The 15,141-nt window shown below is 67.1% G+C and carries 14 protein-coding genes and 3 pseudogenes; 7 read left to right on the top strand and 10 right to left on the bottom strand.

Features of this window, described 5'->3' with window-relative positions; all coding sequences use genetic code 11:
• The first annotated feature begins 256 nt into the window (after window positions 1-256).
• The 5 genes and pseudogenes from FPZ47_RS22345 to FPZ47_RS22325 all read left to right on the top strand — a co-directional run bounded on the left by FPZ47_RS22345 (window position 257) and on the right by FPZ47_RS22325 (window position 5,298).
• Window positions 257-1,648, top strand: coding sequence for an IS1380 family transposase (locus FPZ47_RS22345; protein ID WP_144950561.1), 1,392 nt, complete (start codon window positions 257-259; stop codon window positions 1,646-1,648).
• A 518-nt stretch (window positions 1,649-2,166) separates the two neighbouring features.
• Window positions 2,167-3,201, top strand: coding sequence for a transcriptional regulator (locus FPZ47_RS22340; protein WP_144950559.1), 1,035 nt, complete (start codon window positions 2,167-2,169; stop codon window positions 3,199-3,201).
• Window positions 3,191-3,949 (top strand): prevent-host-death protein, encoded by a 759-nt coding sequence (locus FPZ47_RS22335; RefSeq protein WP_144950557.1) that lies wholly within the window; start codon window positions 3,191-3,193, stop codon window positions 3,947-3,949. The genes FPZ47_RS22340 and FPZ47_RS22335 overlap by 11 nt, the downstream gene beginning before the upstream one ends.
• A gap of 459 nt (window positions 3,950-4,408) precedes the next feature.
• Window positions 4,409-4,859: pseudogene (locus FPZ47_RS29790) on the top strand (type II toxin-antitoxin system Phd/YefM family antitoxin).
• A 4-nt stretch (window positions 4,860-4,863) separates the two neighbouring features.
• Complete coding sequence (locus FPZ47_RS22325) at window positions 4,864-5,298, top strand: type II toxin-antitoxin system VapC family toxin (RefSeq protein ID WP_144950555.1); 435 nt, start codon at window positions 4,864-4,866, stop codon at window positions 5,296-5,298.
• Between the two features lie 442 nt (window positions 5,299-5,740).
• On the opposite strand, the pseudogene FPZ47_RS22320 reads toward FPZ47_RS22325, so the two are convergent.
• Window positions 5,741-6,485: pseudogene (locus tag FPZ47_RS22320) on the bottom strand (hypothetical protein).
• Complete coding sequence (locus tag FPZ47_RS29015; protein WP_210419966.1) at window positions 6,482-7,393, bottom strand: hypothetical protein; 912 nt, start codon at window positions 7,391-7,393, stop codon at window positions 6,482-6,484. The pseudogene FPZ47_RS22320 and the gene FPZ47_RS29015 overlap by 4 nt, the downstream one beginning before the upstream one ends.
• Before the next feature lie 383 nt (window positions 7,394-7,776).
• Here FPZ47_RS29015 and FPZ47_RS28555 point away from each other — a divergent pair, with 383 nt between their 5' ends.
• The gene (locus tag FPZ47_RS28555; protein WP_168209537.1) at window positions 7,777-7,968 is read left to right on the top strand and encodes a hypothetical protein; all 192 of its coding nucleotides are present in this window, start codon (window positions 7,777-7,779) and stop codon (window positions 7,966-7,968) included.
• Window positions 7,889-8,520 (top strand): annotated as a pseudogene (locus FPZ47_RS22310) (phosphoribosyltransferase). Before FPZ47_RS28555 ends, FPZ47_RS22310 begins: the two are co-directional and overlap by 80 nt.
• 25 nt (window positions 8,521-8,545) lie before the next feature.
• Here the strand turns inward: FPZ47_RS22310 and FPZ47_RS22305 are convergent.
• The 8 genes from FPZ47_RS22305 to FPZ47_RS22270 form a co-directional block, all read right to left on the bottom strand.
• Window positions 8,546-8,911, bottom strand: a complete 366-nt coding sequence (locus FPZ47_RS22305; protein ID WP_144950551.1) for a hypothetical protein — start codon at window positions 8,909-8,911, stop codon at window positions 8,546-8,548.
• Between the two features lie 71 nt (window positions 8,912-8,982).
• Window positions 8,983-9,792 carry a DivIVA-like cell division protein Wag31 gene (gene wag31, locus FPZ47_RS22300; protein WP_144950549.1) on the bottom strand — a complete coding sequence of 270 codons (810 nt, stop codon included), beginning with the start codon at window positions 9,790-9,792 and terminating at the stop codon, window positions 8,983-8,985.
• 261 nt (window positions 9,793-10,053) lie between these two features.
• Window positions 10,054-10,344 carry a YggT family protein gene (locus tag FPZ47_RS22295; RefSeq protein WP_144950574.1) on the bottom strand — a complete coding sequence of 97 codons (291 nt, stop codon included), beginning with the start codon at window positions 10,342-10,344 and terminating at the stop codon, window positions 10,054-10,056.
• A 153-nt stretch (window positions 10,345-10,497) separates the two neighbouring features.
• Window positions 10,498-11,151 (bottom strand): cell division protein SepF, encoded by a 654-nt coding sequence (locus FPZ47_RS22290; RefSeq protein WP_144950547.1) that lies wholly within the window; start codon window positions 11,149-11,151, stop codon window positions 10,498-10,500.
• A gap of 77 nt (window positions 11,152-11,228) precedes the next feature.
• Window positions 11,229-12,002, bottom strand: a complete 774-nt coding sequence (locus tag FPZ47_RS22285; RefSeq protein WP_144950572.1) for a YggS family pyridoxal phosphate-dependent enzyme — start codon at window positions 12,000-12,002, stop codon at window positions 11,229-11,231.
• A 17-nt stretch (window positions 12,003-12,019) separates the two neighbouring features.
• Entirely contained in the window at window positions 12,020-12,727 is a 708-nt protein-coding gene (gene pgeF / locus FPZ47_RS22280) for a peptidoglycan editing factor PgeF (protein ID WP_210419965.1), read from the bottom strand.
• An 88-nt stretch (window positions 12,728-12,815) separates the two neighbouring features.
• The gene (gene ftsZ / locus FPZ47_RS22275; RefSeq protein WP_144950545.1) at window positions 12,816-13,985 is read right to left on the bottom strand and encodes a cell division protein FtsZ; all 1,170 of its coding nucleotides are present in this window, start codon (window positions 13,983-13,985) and stop codon (window positions 12,816-12,818) included.
• A gap of 248 nt (window positions 13,986-14,233) precedes the next feature.
• A partial coding sequence (locus tag FPZ47_RS22270) for a cell division protein FtsQ/DivIB (protein ID WP_145039599.1) occupies window positions 14,234-15,141 on the bottom strand: 908 nt, incomplete at its 5' end.

Genomic DNA, 15,141 nt, shown 5'->3' with positions numbered 1-15,141 from the left:
GGTCCAGGGATTTTTCCGTGACCCGAATTTGGCCTACATCGCGGCGTGACTCGACTTACTTACGATCGCCTTAGTAATTCCTCCGAGGGTAGACATATGCCGCTCCGGCGTCACTTCATTTTCCGAGGCACCCTAAGCCTGGATACACCGATTGGTAGCGGAGTGGGCTGGGTCGTAAAGGCGAAATGCCCTGTCGTGGTGAAAGAATGGGATTTCCTGAGGATCACATTCGGCCACGACGAAGGGCATCTCGTAGATGCAACTATCTCATACTCGACCCGTCGCGTCGGCGCTCTTCGACGACCCGAATCTGGTCTCGTGTGCTGGTCTGGTCCCGATGATGGCGTTGGCCCAGCAGTGCGACCTTGCGACCTTGGCCGATGAACACCTCAGCGTGCCGACCGACAAGGGCGCCAACGCCGGAGCGAAGGTCACCTCGCTGGTCGCGGGCATGGTGGCCGGCGCTGACAGCATCGACGACATGAGGCTGTTGCGGCATGGAGCGATGGGCATCCTGTTCGACCGGCCCTACGCGCCGTCGACGCTGGGGTCGTTCCTGCGTGAATTCACCTTTGGGCACGTCCGCCAACTCGATGCCGTTGCTGCCCGGCTGTTGACCCGACTGCACGGCCGCATCCCGCTGGTCGCCGGAATCGAGGGCCCGGTACTCGTCGACATCGACGACACCATCATCGAAGTGCACGGACCCGGCAAGCAGGGATCCGGTTACGGATACTCCGGGGTCCGGGGTTTGAACGCACTGATCACGACGGTCACCACCGACCGCGCCGCACCGGTGATCGTGGGCCAGCGGCTGCGCAAGGGCTCGTGCGGGTCCCCACGCGGAGCTGCCCGGATGGTCTCCGACGCCCTGGCCACCGCGCACCGGTTGCGGTCGGCCGGTTCGACCGGACAGGTATTGCTGCGGGCAGACTCCGCGTTCTACGGACACCCCACCGTCTCAGCGGCGATCCGCGGCGGATCCCAGGTGTCGATCACCGTGCGACTGGACTCGAAGGTCAAGACCGCCATCGCCACGATCGGTGACGACGCGTGGATGCCCATCGAGTACACCGACGCCATCTACGACGAGACCACCGGCAGATGGATCTCGCGCGCCGAGGTCGCCGAGATCGCGTTCACCGCGTTCAGCTCCAAGAGAGCCAGCCAGCAGGTGCCGGGCAGGTTGGTGGTGCGCCGCATCCCCGACCTCAACCACAGCGATAACGGGCAAGCCACCCTGTTCGACACCTGGCGGTTCCACGCGTTCTTCACCACCACCGACCTCGACACCGTCACCGCCGACAAGACCCACCGCGGACACGCCATCGTCGAACAGGTCCACGCCGACCTGAAAGCATCCGCCCTGGCACATCTACCCTCGGGACGATTTGCCGCCAACGCCGCCTGGCTGGTGTGCGCGGTGATGGCGTTCAACCTCACCCGCGCCGCGGCCACCATCGCCGGGCCCCGATTGGCGAGGGCCCGCACCGCGACCATCCGCCGCACCCTGATCAGCGTGCCCGCTCGGATCGCGTCTTCGGCCCGCCGCCTGACCCTGCACCTACCGCGGGGCTGGCCATGGGAATCAGCGTGGAAAACGCTGTTCGACAACCTGTTTCACCGACACACACCGATCATCGCCTAATCCGAGCGCTCCCACCGACCCTCGACGCGAAAGACCAAGTGGAACAACCCGACAACGAGGTCGGACGACGACACACGTCCAAAACCCGCAGCACATCCGGTTCAAGGCACACAACCGAAATCGACTTCAGACCGACAGCCGATCGGTGAATTGAGGCTAAGACACGGTCGCATCGCTGATTCGCGTCGCGGGATAACGACGGTGGCGTGCGTAGGTGGGTGTCGAGATGGCACTGTTGGCGACGCTGCTGGACGGATGGATCGTCCGCGGCGCCAACGACGACGACAGGAGCCCCGCCGCCGTATGTCGGTCAAGTCGGAGTACCGATCCACGCCAAGGCCAGGGACGGAGCGACCGCCAAAGAGCAACGCTGCCGCACCGCGGGACCGTCGACGCTTTCTCGGCACCTGGCAACCGACAAGCACCCACACCGCAGACAGCGGCGTTCGGTGTTCGGTATAGACCGAACACCGGCATCATGCGATGATCTACCCATGACAGGATCGCCTCCCGCCGAAATGGACGCCGCCGACGAGCTCGCCGATGCTGTGGCCGCGGTGGGTCTTAAGTTCGTGCGCGCGGACGAAGCCAACGATCCGCACGCGGACGGGGTCCTCGTCTTGCCCGACAACCGCCAGCTGCTCATCGAGGTCAAAACCTCGTCGCTAATGACCGCGAAGGGCCTGCGGGACCAGCTGCAGCGGTGGAGTCATCAACTGCGCCCGAACACCGTCGGCGTGGTAGTAGCCAACCGCATCACCGCCGATGCGCGCGAAGAGCTCCGCACTGCCGGCTGGAGCTGGTTGGACACTCGCGGCCACCTACGGCTCGCCGCCAATGGACTGCTGGTAGACGCGAACGTGCCGGCTGCCATGCACACGCCACGCCGGCGCGAACCGTTCGCCGGTCAAGTTGGCATCGAATTAGCGTCAGCCATGCTGCTCACACCCGACCGCGTGGTCTCCATTCGTCCCCTCGCCACGCAGATCGGCCGCGCCCCCAGCTCGGTATCCGACACCATTGCCGCGTTCCGCGACGCGAACCTGATCACTCCGGCCGGGCACCCCAGAACACCAGAACTCTTCTGGGAGATAGCATCACGGTGGAAGCCCACCGAACTCGCCGTCGCAAATGAGCCGCGAGACGGTAGCCTGCTTAATGCACTGCGGGTGAACCTCGACGACTTCGACGAGCCGGGATGGGCGCTCAGCGATTCGCGCGCGGCCGCCGTATACGGCGCACCGATCGCGATCAGATCAAACCATCCGCCGGTGCTCTACGTCCCCGACCAGCAGGTGATGCGCCGCGCAGCCAAACTGCTCGCACCGGTGCGCGAGCACACCACGCCCACAGCCGTTTTGCGTGTTGCACCGACGCCCCTGGTCTGCATGCACCGGCAAGACCCAGTGGATTTTCCCGGCAACGGGAACAGTGAGTACTGGCCCATGACCCGCCCCCTATTCGTGGCTCTCGACCTGGCCCAGGACCCAGGTCGAGGGCGCGAGATACTGGATAGCTGGACCCCCCCAGAGCCGTGGTCACGTGTCTGGTAAACAGCTTCAAACCCCGCGGGTAGAGCTGCTGGGCGCCCAAATGTCGGCACTGGCGGACGCAATCCGCACCACCCAGACCCTGACTGGTCAGCCTGTGACGGTGATCGGAGGCCTGGCCGTGATATGCCGTCTCAGCAGCCCGCATCGTGCCACCAGCGACCTCGACATCGTCAACCGCCGCGGCGACCATCAAACACCCCAGCTCGAACTGCTGATAGCGAAGAGCGAGCCGGTCGAAGGACGCAACGCGGCGCTGGTCACGACTGCGGCCGGAAAAGTGATCGTCGACGTCTTGGAAGTGGCCGACGCCGATTTGCATCCGCTGCCCGACGATCCCACCGGCCGGCTCTTCGTGCTGTCGCACGCCTGGGCTGCTGCCACCGCGACTCCAGTCATCATCGGTGTGCACGGACAGCCTGATATCGCGGTTGCAGTTGCCGAGCCCGGCCCGCTGATCGCCATGAAACTTCAAGCGACCTTCGATCGCAGCAAAGCCAAGGAAGGCACGGACTTGCTTGACATCGTCCGCCTCACTTTGGATCAACAATCGGGACCCACAGTGCGAGAGCAGCTTTCACTGGCTGAGTCCCAGCTCGCGCAGGACATCGCACAACACGTGGAGTTCTGCCTCAACGCACGCGCCGACCGATCGCTATCACTGATCAACGCAATCCCCGAAGGCGCCGACCTACGTCTCGATGACATCCACCTCGTCGCCGAGCTACTCAGCGGAGCGCTAGGCCACTGACCGCTGAACCTCACTTTGGAGCAGCACAAGCTTGCGCTGATTCGTCGTCAGTAGTTGCCAGCGCGGCGTCGCCAGAACAATGAATCGTCAGAATCAACGACTCAGCTGGAAGACCTCAACTCGTGTCGTAAGTGACCAAGTCCCCCCTCGGACACAATTTATTAGCTAACGATATAGAAAATACGCTCTGAACTCGATCAGAGTGGATTTTCAGCAATTGCTGGCATCGATTGGGCATCGCGTTGAATCGGGTCGCTGGCAACAGCACGCCAATGAAGGCGATCGCCAGCAGTCACCGCACACAGCACCTCAAGCAGAGAATTCAAAAGCTCGTTGCTGCAAGCTAGACCCAGTGTCCGACACCGAGGCGCTGCCGTCGCCATGCAGCTGGCCACGAACGCCAGCTGCGCCGAAGTCCCACCGTGGGACGGCAGACACCTTCCGCCGCAACACCTTCGGATGCAGCTTGGACGGAAGGCGACCAGCCAGCATGACATCGACCGTCTCGGCGTCGCCAACGCCGCGGACGAATCGGTGTATCGGCCCGTTGCCACCTCGCCTTCGGCTTGCGCAGGTCAATCTCTCACGTCGTTTCTGCACCCAGTGGTGACATGTACAAATCATGGCTCTGTGAGTGTACAGTTAGGGTGTGGAAGTATCCGTGACCGAGTTGCGCGCGCACCTCAGCGATTGGCTCGATCGAGCGCGGGCTGGTGGTGAGGTCGTCATCACCGACCGTGGGATTCCGGTCGCTCGACTGGCGGCACTGGACAGCGCAGGCACCTTGGAGCGTCTCACGGCCGAAGGCGTGATTGGCAAGGCCACCGCGCAGCGGCCCGTCGCTGCGGGTCGGCCCGGGCCCCGACCGCGACGGCCGGTGTCTGACCGGGTCAGCGACCAGCGGCGCTGACCCGGTGCCGCTCGTCTACTTCGACGCCAGCGCCTTCGTCAAACTTCTCACCGCTGAGACGGGGAGTTCGCTGGCGTCCGCGCTCTGGGACGGCTGCGACGCCGCATTGTCCAGCCGCTTGACCTACCCCGAAGTCCGCGCCGCACTCGCTGCAGCGGCCCGCAATCACGACCTGACCGAATCCGAGCTCGCCGATGCCGAGCGTGGCTTGGAGGACTTCTGGGCCGCGACCCGCCCAGTCGAACTCACCGCGACGGTTGAACAGCACGCCGGCCACCTCGCTCGAGCCCATGCCTTGCGCGGAGCCGACGCAGTTCATCTGGCCAGCGCGTTGGCTGTCGGCGAACCCGACCTGATCGTCGCCGTTTGGGACCGACGCCTGCACACCGGAGCCCAAGCCGCCGGGTGCCGAGTCGCCCCCGCTCAACTCGACCCCTAGTCCGACCGCTCGACGTCTGACTGGGTCACTCCGGCATGGACGACGGTCAAGTACCGATTCGCCAGGTCACGACCCGTGTCGTAGATGGCCAAGTCCCCCCTCGGACACAATTTTGTTAGCTGTATAGCTATACAATCAGCCGTTACATCGGCGAAGGTGATTTTTTGCATTTGCCAGCTTCCATTAGTCATTACGATTCACCGACACATGACTACGGATTTTGGTTATCGCTGGTCGATAAACCCGACCCCAGGCTCCCGAACGGAGATTCTCCCCAACCCGGGTGGTCTCTCGGGCGGCGGACGATCGAAAGCACGGCGACATCTTCCCGTTGGCTCACTCTCGACTCATCGGGATGTTGGTCCGATCGGCAAGCAAATTGCGTTTTAATCCGGTCATATGCGTGGGCGCGGGCGGTATCGAACGACTGTCTGCTGGCAAGTCATCGCGACACGATGGCGACATGGCGCCGGAGCAGCGCCCGCACTCTGGCCGGCACCCTCGTCGGCGGACTGGAGATCATCTGCGCTGCCACACGCGCAGCATCGCCGCGCTCGCCGGCCTTTGTGATCTTCGGGTCGTCCAGGCGCCACGGTGATGCGCGATATTCGGGTTGTGACGCCACGATCTCCAGCAATGTCTCGATGTCCTGGAGGTCACGTTCGGAGTCGCGAACGGTACGTGCCAGCATCTTCAGCACGAATGCTGCCTCGACGTCGGGAACCGGGACTTCGAACTCAATCACGTCGCCGTCCGTGAGCCGCGCTGTAACAGCGACTTTGATCGGCGGCAGGGCCAGCGCCACGCGCAGTCCTGGCGCTCCGTCGAAGGCTCGTTCGCCGATGATCCGCTTGCCCGGTTTGGCTGCGTCGGGAACCAGGAGGTCAACCGCTTGCTCACCTCGCTCATAGCGGTTGCCGCACTCAGCGATGTACCCCAGCGCGGTGAGCCGATCGTGGAGGTCGCCCGTGGTCGCCACGTTTACGTCGATCCCGGTAGTCTGCGTCGGAGGTCAGCCGCGGTATGCCTGGCACGTTGTAGACATGCCGCAGCAGCCGCACCATGTGACTGCCGATGACGCGGTACTCGATGTCGGCGGCGACACCGGCCACGTCGCGCAGCGCACGCATTCCGTTGTCTTCGGCCACCGCGGTGCATGCCATCACGACCGATGCTGTTCCGGTCACCGGTGCACGATCCAGTCGCCGAGACGCTGCGGCGCACCGTCGCCGAGATCGGTGCCGTCGCTGAGGTCCTGAAGCGCAATCACTGGATCCACGGTGATGATGTCGGAACGCTGCCTATCACTAACCCGCAGCCACCAGGACGCGGTGGTCCAGACTGTCGGATCGGCGGGAACCCGCACGGTCAAGGTCGCTTCCTCGGCGGTGGCCTCCACCAGGCCGAACTCGGAGAGGTCAACCAGTTCTTTGGCGTAGACCAGACCTCTGGTTGGTACCCGCCACGGTTGCAGGACGTCGGCGGCGACCTCGCCGCCGGCAAGGATCCGCACGGTGAGCTCCGCGCCGAGTCGGGTCGCGCTGCGCACCTGCTCCACTACCGGATCCATTCCATACCAGTACGTTTCGACGAGTCCGCTGTCTGCGGGTACCGATGCCAGTTTCATCAGGATTTCCCGGCGTGCAGCCGAGGTCATGGGCGTGTCCGGCAGCGGATCCTTCTCGGTCATCTTGGACACCGCCTGCTGGCTGACTGCGATGGCGGCAGCGATGTCGCGTTGGCGGAGCTGGTCACGCGTGAGCACACAGACCCGTTCGGCCGCCCGCCGGCGCCAACTGCGCTCGTTGGCTGCGCGGTGGGGCCGTCCTGGTGTGGGCGTTCGGTACGTTCGCCCGGAGAGCACCAGTTCGCCGGTACTGCCGACGCTGAGATCCACGTCGATGTCACCCAGGAGCGCCGAACGTGCCTCGTCTGAGATGGTCTCGCAAACCACGAAGACGCGGCGGCCGGGATGGCGGCGCACATGACCGAGGACGGCGGCCGGAGATGGCACGCGCTCTGCCAGTACTAGGTCCGCTACCACGGCGCGGCCATCTATCCGGTATGTGATGCTGTGTGCATCGCCAGTCACCACCTGAACGCCAGCGTCGACCAAGCGGGCAGGAATCGAGGCAGACAGCACGCTACTACTCTAGCAGCGACCACTTGTCAAACAACCATTTGTCGAGAAACCTAGTTCTGGTTGTTTGACTTGAGCTAATCAGTAGCGTATAATCGCGGATGACGACACCTCGCACGCCGGATGGAGTTGAACGGAGCGAGCGTCGAAGACGCCGGGCAGGCTGTGGAGCTACTTTGGCGTCTTCGCGGCGACGCCGCTAGCGCAGACATTGCTGGCAGCCGCTGACGAGCTCTACGGAAACTGCCCGCGAAACACCCTCGGTGCCTCACATAAGAATGCCCGCGAAATGGTGACGCTCGCCAGGCATGGACAGTGGGTTGTCGATGTCGTCTCGGGTGGAGATCACCAGCAAGTACGCCAAGTCGTATGCGAAGGCGCTACTTCCGGCGGATGCGCGGCCCGCATCGCTGCCGGGCGCATTCATCTATTGCCCACGGTGGATTCATCATGCGCGCCAGTGGATTTTGCGATTACGGGCTACCACCGCGCGGCTTTCTCCGGCGAGCGGCGACGCGAACCTTTCGTGACCGCCGCGAGGCCGGTCGCGCGCTGGCCCGGCGGTTGAGCGATCACCGCGGCACCGGCGACGTGATCGTCTACGGGCTGGCCCGCGGCGGTGTCCCCGTGGCCTGGGAGGTCGCCGCGGCGCTGCAGGCCCCGTTGGACGTGTTCCTGGTGCGCGTGCTCAACGACGACGTGCTGTCCCGACTGGGGATCGCCGACGGCGGGGTGCGCGAGGTGCTCGACCAGGAGCAGGCCGAACTCACCCGGCGCGAGCGGGCCTACCGCGGCGGGCGCCCGATCGCCGGCCCGCGCGGCAAGACCGTGCTGCTGGTCGACGACGGCATCGCCACGGGTGCCAGCATGCCGGCGGCGGTGCGAGCCGCGGGGCCACGAGGCATCGTCGTCGCGGTCCCCGTCGGCCCGGAGTCGGCCTGTCGCACACTCGCCCGGGAAGCCGACGACGTGGTGTGCGCGACCGTGCCGCGCGGATTCCGTGCCGTCGGGCAGGTCTACACCGCTTTTGCCAGATCGGCGACGACGAGGTCCGCGGACTTCTCGGCACCGGGGCCGGTTGAGGGGGCCGGCTGAGGCCCGCCGCGGCTACTTTGCCGGGTCGTCGCCACGGCCGTCGGCGGGCACGCCGGCTTCGGTGCCGGTTTCCTCGAAGGACTCCGTGACGCCGGAATCCGCGGCGCCCGCAGCGTCCGGGGTGGCGGGAGGTTCGCCGGCGACTTCCTCCGGGTAGTCGACGTACTCGCCCTCATCGTTCGCGGCGGGCTCATCGCCCCGCTCTGCGCCGCCCGCGGCACGCTGCTGGCGTTCCCGCAACGCGTCGATGATGAGCAGCACCACGCCCAGGACACTGGCGCCGATGCACACCCACGCCACCAGCTCGTTGCTGGTGACGACCGCGAACACCAACGCGACCAGCCCGATGAGGGCCAACACCAGCGCGATGATCAGCATCGGTCATCCTCCAGCCGACGAGGCAAGTTTGAGGTCCAGGTCGGCTCCAGTGTGCCAACCGCGGGGTTCTGCTAGTTGTTGCCCCGGTTGAACTGGTCGAACCCACCGGAGTCGGCGCTGGAGTCGACGGGAGCCGCCGATCCGCGCTGGCCGAGCTCCTCGAGCTGCGATTCCAGATAGGTCTTGAGCCGGGTGCGGTACTCGCGCTCGAAGGTGCGCAGCTGTTCGAGGCGGCCTTCCAGGACCGTGCGCTGCTGGTTGATGGTCCCCATGATCTCGGAGTGTTTGCGCTCGGCGTCGGCCTGCAGCGCGTCGGCCTTCTCCTGGGCCTGGCGCAGCTGCGCCTCCGAGCGAGTCTGGGCGTCGGACAGCATCGCCTCGGCGCGCTGCCGGGCGTCGGCGACCGTGGTCTCGGCGGTGCTGCGGGCCTCGGTGAGGATCTGGTCGGCGTTGGCGCGGGCATCGGCGAGCATCTTCTCGGACTCGGCCTTGGCCGTGCTGGTGAGCCGGTCGGCCGTGTCCTGGGCCAGGGCCAGCACCCGGGCGGCCTTCATGGCCTGCTCCTCGTTGGTCCCCGACGATTCCGCGGCCGCCGGGACCGCGGCCACCACCGGCTTGGCGGGCTCCGGTTCGGGCTCGGCGACGGGAATCGCCTGGGTGGGCTGGGCGGCCACCGCGGACCCGGCGCCGCCGCCGGAAGCCAGCTCCTGGTCGAGTTCCTCGATCCGCTGGCGCAGATCGGAATTCTCCTCGATGAGCCGCGTCAGCTCGGCTTCCACCAGGTCAAGGAAGGCGTCGACCTCGTCTTCGTTGTAACCCCGCTTGCCGATGGGTGGCTTACTGAACGCCACATTGTGGACGTCGGCTGGTGTAAGCGGCATTGTTTCGTCCCCTCAAGTTCCTGTCAAACGTTCCAGAAAGTGTAGAACGGAGTGCGAGCCGTCGTGCAACTGCCGTCCATCCTGTCACACCAGACCCGAAAGTTGCCGATTAGGCCAATTTATGAGAACGGATTTCAGACATTGAGGCCAATAAAATCCCAATCCTTGGCAATGTGAAATCGCGCGCACCAAATCGAGGCTAAAGCGTGGCCGAACCGTCGCCTTGCCGGAGCCCAGATTCGAGCCCCGGTGCAGCGGACCTCACGCCGCGGCGCCGAACGCGAGTTGCATCCCGATGAAAGCGACGAGCAGCAGCACCATGATGGACAGGTCGAAGCGCACCGCACCGATGGTGAGCTGCGGGATCAGCCTGCGCAGCAGCTTCACCGGCGGATCGGTGATCGACATGATGATCTCCAGGACCACCACGGTGACGCCGGTGGGGTGCCAGTCACGGCTGAACGAGCGGATGAACTCCACGACCACCCGGGCGATGAGCAGCAGCCAGAAGATGAACAGCGCAAACCCAAGAATCTGAAAGAACAGCACCAACGAAAGACCCGACCTTACCGATGAGATGTCAAGCGCCGCACGCTCGGCGGTCATCGTCAGCGTACCGACTGCGAACACGGGCACACATCTGCGTCGGGTCCGGTCCGCCCGCGCCGGACTGCGCCACCCCGCCGCACCGCGCGGCGGACCGCCCTACTGGTAGGCGTAGAAGCCGGTCTCGGCGATCCGCCGCCGCTCCTCCGGCGTCACGTCGACGTCGGCGGGCGAGAGCAGGAACACCTTGGTCGCGACCTTGTCGAACGAACCGCGCAGCGCGAAGGCCAGGCCCGCCGCGAAGTCGACCAGCCTTTTGGCGTCGGCGTTGTCCATCGAGACCAGGTCCATGATCACCGGGGTGCCGTCGCGGAACCGCTCGCCGATGGTCCGGGCCTCGCTGTAGTCCTTGGGCCGCAGCGTGGTGATCTTCGACATCGGACTGCCCTCGTCGAACAGCATCGCCATCCGGCGCGGGTCCATCGCCAGCGCCCCGCGGGTGGAGTTGCGCAGCCACGACCCGAAGCGCTGTTGCCGGGGCATGTCGGGCCGCTCGTATTCCCGGGGATGGACCGAACCGTAGCGGTGCTCCTCCGCGTAGCCACCGCGGTATCCCGGCGGCGCATAGTCGGCCGGTTCGCCGCGCGGGTCACGGAGATCCTCGTAGTCGCGCCCCTCGTAGCGGCCGTACCCGTCGTCGAAGCGCGGGCGCGGGAAACCGCGGGAGGGCGCACGGTCGTCGTAGTACTCGTCGTCGTAATCCTCCATCGGGGCCATCCCGAAATAGGCCTTGACCTTGTGCAGTGTGCTCATCGTGTTGACCCCTTCTAGCCCTGGGAAGGTTTTCGCAGCGGTGTTGTCTGTGATAAAGATGTGACTACAGTGACTACTCACGGTGACGGTAGCGGCCGTGGACCCAATAGCGCGGTACCGACACGCACACACGTCGAACCATGTTTGACGGCGAGCTCGAAGTCGGCGGACATGCCGGCCGACAGCCCGACCGCCTCGGGATGCGACCGCAGCACGCGCCGGTGTTCGGTCTGGAGCCGGTCGAAAGCCACCTCGGGGTCCCAGGTCAGCGGCGGGACCGCCATCAGCCCGGCCAGTTCCAGGGCTTTGGCGCCGGCGACCTGCGCGCACAGTTCGTCCACCGCGCCCGGCGCCCCCACGTCCGCGCCCCCGCGAGACACGTCCCCGTCGAGGCTGACCTGGACGTAGACGCGCAGCGGTCGCGGCCGACGGCCCTCGGCCAGCGCCTTGGCCACAGCCTTGTCGAGGGCGGTCACCAGCCGCGCGCTGTCGATCGAGTGCGCGGTGTGCGCCCACCGGGCCACCGACCGGGCCTTGTTGCGCTGGATGTGGCCCACCATGTGCCAGTTGATGGGCGGCAGTTCGGTACGCGGCGAGGCTGCCGCCAGCCGGGCGAGTTCGGCCACCTTTGCCGAGGCCTCCTGTTCCCGCGACTCGCCGACGGCCCGGCAGCCCAGGCGGGCCAGGATCGCGACGTCGGTGGCGGGGAAGAACTTGGTGATCGGGAGGAGTTCGATCTCGGCGACGTTGCGGCCCGCCGCCTCGGCCGCCGCCGCGAGCCGCGAGCGCACCGCGGCCAGGGCGTGCGTCAGGTCCGATTCGCGGTCGCCTCCGTCGCCGACGCCGATCATGTCCCCCGCCACGGCGCTCACTCCATCCAGACCAGCGACGCCAGCCGGCCCGTCGGCGCGTCCCGACGGTGACTGAACAGCGTCGGGTCGGCCACGGTGCAACGCGGGTCGACGTCGATCGAGGTGACGCCCAGGTCCCGCAGCCGGCGGACGATCCCGGCACGCAGATCGAGCCCGGGCGTTCCGGCCGAGGTGGTGGTGCGGCTGCCCGGCAGCGCCGCGTCGACCTCGTCGGCCATGGCGGCGGGCACTTCGTAGTTGGCGCCGCTGACCGCCGGGCCGAGCAGCGCCGACATGTCGGCGGTACGCGCGCCCAGGCGCTGCATGGCCGCGACGGCACGGTTCACGACACCGCGCTGCGCGCCGACCCGACCGGCATGAACCGCCGCGACCACACCGGCGCGCGCGTCGGCCAGCAGCACCGGCACGCAGTCGGCCGTCACCACCGCCAGCGCCAGCCGGGGGGTGCCGGTCACCAACGCGTCGGTGTCGCCGACGGCGGCGTCACGCGGCCCGTCGACGACCTCGACACGGTCCCCGTGGACCTGGTCCATCCACACCACCCGATCGGCGCCGAGGCCGGTGGCCGTGGCCAGGCGGGTCCGGTTGGCCGCGACGGCGTCCGGGTCGTCGCCGACGTGGTCGCCGAGGTTGAAGGTGTCGAACGGCGGCTTCGACACACCGCCAGAGCGCGTCGTCGTCACTCGCCGGATCCGAAGGCTCACCCCACCAGTATCCGGAAAATATCGGCGGCCAACCGGCCCCGACACCATTGCCCGTGGTGGTCGGGACCGCATTGTGACCTCCACCGCCTCAGCGGCGCATGAAGGGCGGCACGTCGACGTCGTCGTCGTCACCGCCGATGTTCAGGGTCGCCCCGTTGGTGTGCAGCGGCACGCTGACCGCGTCGACCGGCTCGAACAGCGTCGAGCTGAGCTTGCCCGCCTTCGCCGACTCGATCCGGTGGGCCCCGCCGCCGTTGGCGGCCCCGGCGCTGCCGTCGGCGGCATCGCCCGCGACGGGCCTGCGGCCCGGTCCGGCGGCGTCGAAGCCCGCGGCGATGACCGTGACCCGCACCTCGTCGCCGAGCGAGTCGTCGATCACGGTGCCGAAGATGATGTTGGCTTCCGGATGGGCGGCGTCCTGCACCAGCGACGCCGCCTCGTTGATCTCGAACAGGCCCAGGTCGCTGCCGCCGGCGATCGACATCAGCACGCCCTGGGCGCCTTCCATCGACGCCTCCAGCAGCGGCGAGTTGATCGCGATCTCGGCGGCCTTGAGCGAGCGGCCCTCGCCGCGGGCCGAGCCGATGCCCATCAGCGCGGTGCCCGCGCCGGACATGATGCCCTTGACGTCGGCGAAGTCGACGTTGATCAGCCCCGGCGTGGTGATCAGGTCGGTGATGCCCTGCACGCCGTTGAGCAGCACCTCGTCGGCGCTGCGGAAGGCGTCCATCAGCGAGACGGCGGCGTCGCCCATCTGCAGCAGCCGGTCGTTGGGGATCACGATGAGCGTGTCGCAGCTCTCGCGCAGCGAGGTGATGCCGTTCTCGGCCTGGTTGCTGCGCCGCTTGCCCTCGAAGGAGAACGGCCGGGTGACCACGCCGACGGTCAGCGCGCCCAGCTTGCGGGCGATGCTGGCGACCACGGGTGCGCCGCCGGTGCCGGTCCCGCCCCCTTCGCCGGCGGTGACGAACACCATGTCCGCCCCGCGCAGCAGCTCTTCGATCTCGTCCTTGGCGTCCTCGGCGGCCTTGCGGCCGACTTCGGGGTCGGCGCCGGCGCCGAGCCCGCGCGTCGAGTCGCGGCCCACGTCGAGCTTGACGTCGGCATCGCTCATCAACAATGCCTGGGCGTCGGTGTTGATCGCGATGAACTCCACGCCCTTGAGGCCCTGTTCGATCATCCGGTTGACGGCGTTGACACCGCCGCCACCGATACCCACGACCTTGATGACGGCGAGGTAGTTGTGCGGGGGGGTCATCATTCGTTTTCCTCCCTGATGGGCTGGTGTCCCGGTCGGGGGTCTCCCCGTAGGCTTGTCCGGATGGTGGCGGGGCGCCCGCCTGGCAAACCCTCAACCTCTACCTCAGGCTTAGAGTTATGTCAGGTAGTCCCGCGCAAACAGAACGGTAGGGGTACGACGCCCGCTAACCCCGCAGGCGCGCCGACACGCGCCACGGTTTTTTTCTCCCCGGCGAGGGTGCCACCGACTGCACATTCGCCGCGGCGTTACTTGACGGTCGGCAGGTCCGGGCTGGACACGTCGTAGGTCCGCCCCGGCTGGGTCAGCAGCGCGGCGAGCTTTTCGGCCTTCTCCCCGGTGCGGTCGGTGGTCCCCCAGATCACCGCCCGCCCGTCGCTCAGCGTCAGCGTGATCGAGGACACCGAGGGGGCCGCGACGCGGCTCACCTGGGCCACCACGTCGGGGCTCAGCGCGGTCAACACCTGCAGCGCGGCCTTGGTCGCCGGGTCGCTCGGCCCCGGGTCGGCGACGTCGAGGTAGGGCAGCGCCGGCGGCGGCGGCGCGGTCGCGAAGTCGACACCGTCGCGGTCGAACAGGTGCGGACCGTCCGGGAAGTCCACCACGGCCACCGGAACCCGCTCGACGATCGTGATCCGCAGCGCCGAGGGGTACTGCCGCTGCACGCGGGCGCTGGCCACGCGCCGGATCGTGGCCACCCGGTCGGCGACCCGCTTGGTATCGATCTGCAGCAGCGGCGTTCCGGGCCGCACCCGCGCCACGTCCACGACCTCTTCGCGGGTCACCGCCCCGGTCCCGCTGACCACGATGTCGCGGGCCGACATCGCGGGCGTGAAATACAGGACCAGCCCCAGCCCGATCCCGACGATCACCAGAATCACCGTGGCCAGCAGCATCTTCAGGCCCCGAACGACGCCGCGGGCCACGGGTTTGGGCTGGACGGCCACGCGCCCGTCGGCCCGGCGCTTGGCCTCGCGGCGCGCCTCCTCGATGGCGGTGGCACGCACCTGCGCGGCGCGGCGCTCGGCCCGTTCCCGGCGGGCCCGCCGGCGCGGGCCCTCGAACTCGGCCTGCTCGGCTTCGGGTGCCGGCTCCCGGCCGCCGTCGGTCGGCGGGTCGGTGACGGGGGTGCCGACGGGGGCGCCGTCGGGGGTGG

Source organism: Mycobacterium helveticum, assembly GCF_007714205.1.
In the GTDB taxonomy this organism is placed as follows: Bacteria; Actinomycetota; Actinomycetes; order Mycobacteriales; family Mycobacteriaceae; genus Mycobacterium; species Mycobacterium helveticum.
The sequence above is the reverse complement of the archived record's forward strand: the minus strand, read 5'-3'. Positions and strand labels throughout refer to the sequence as shown.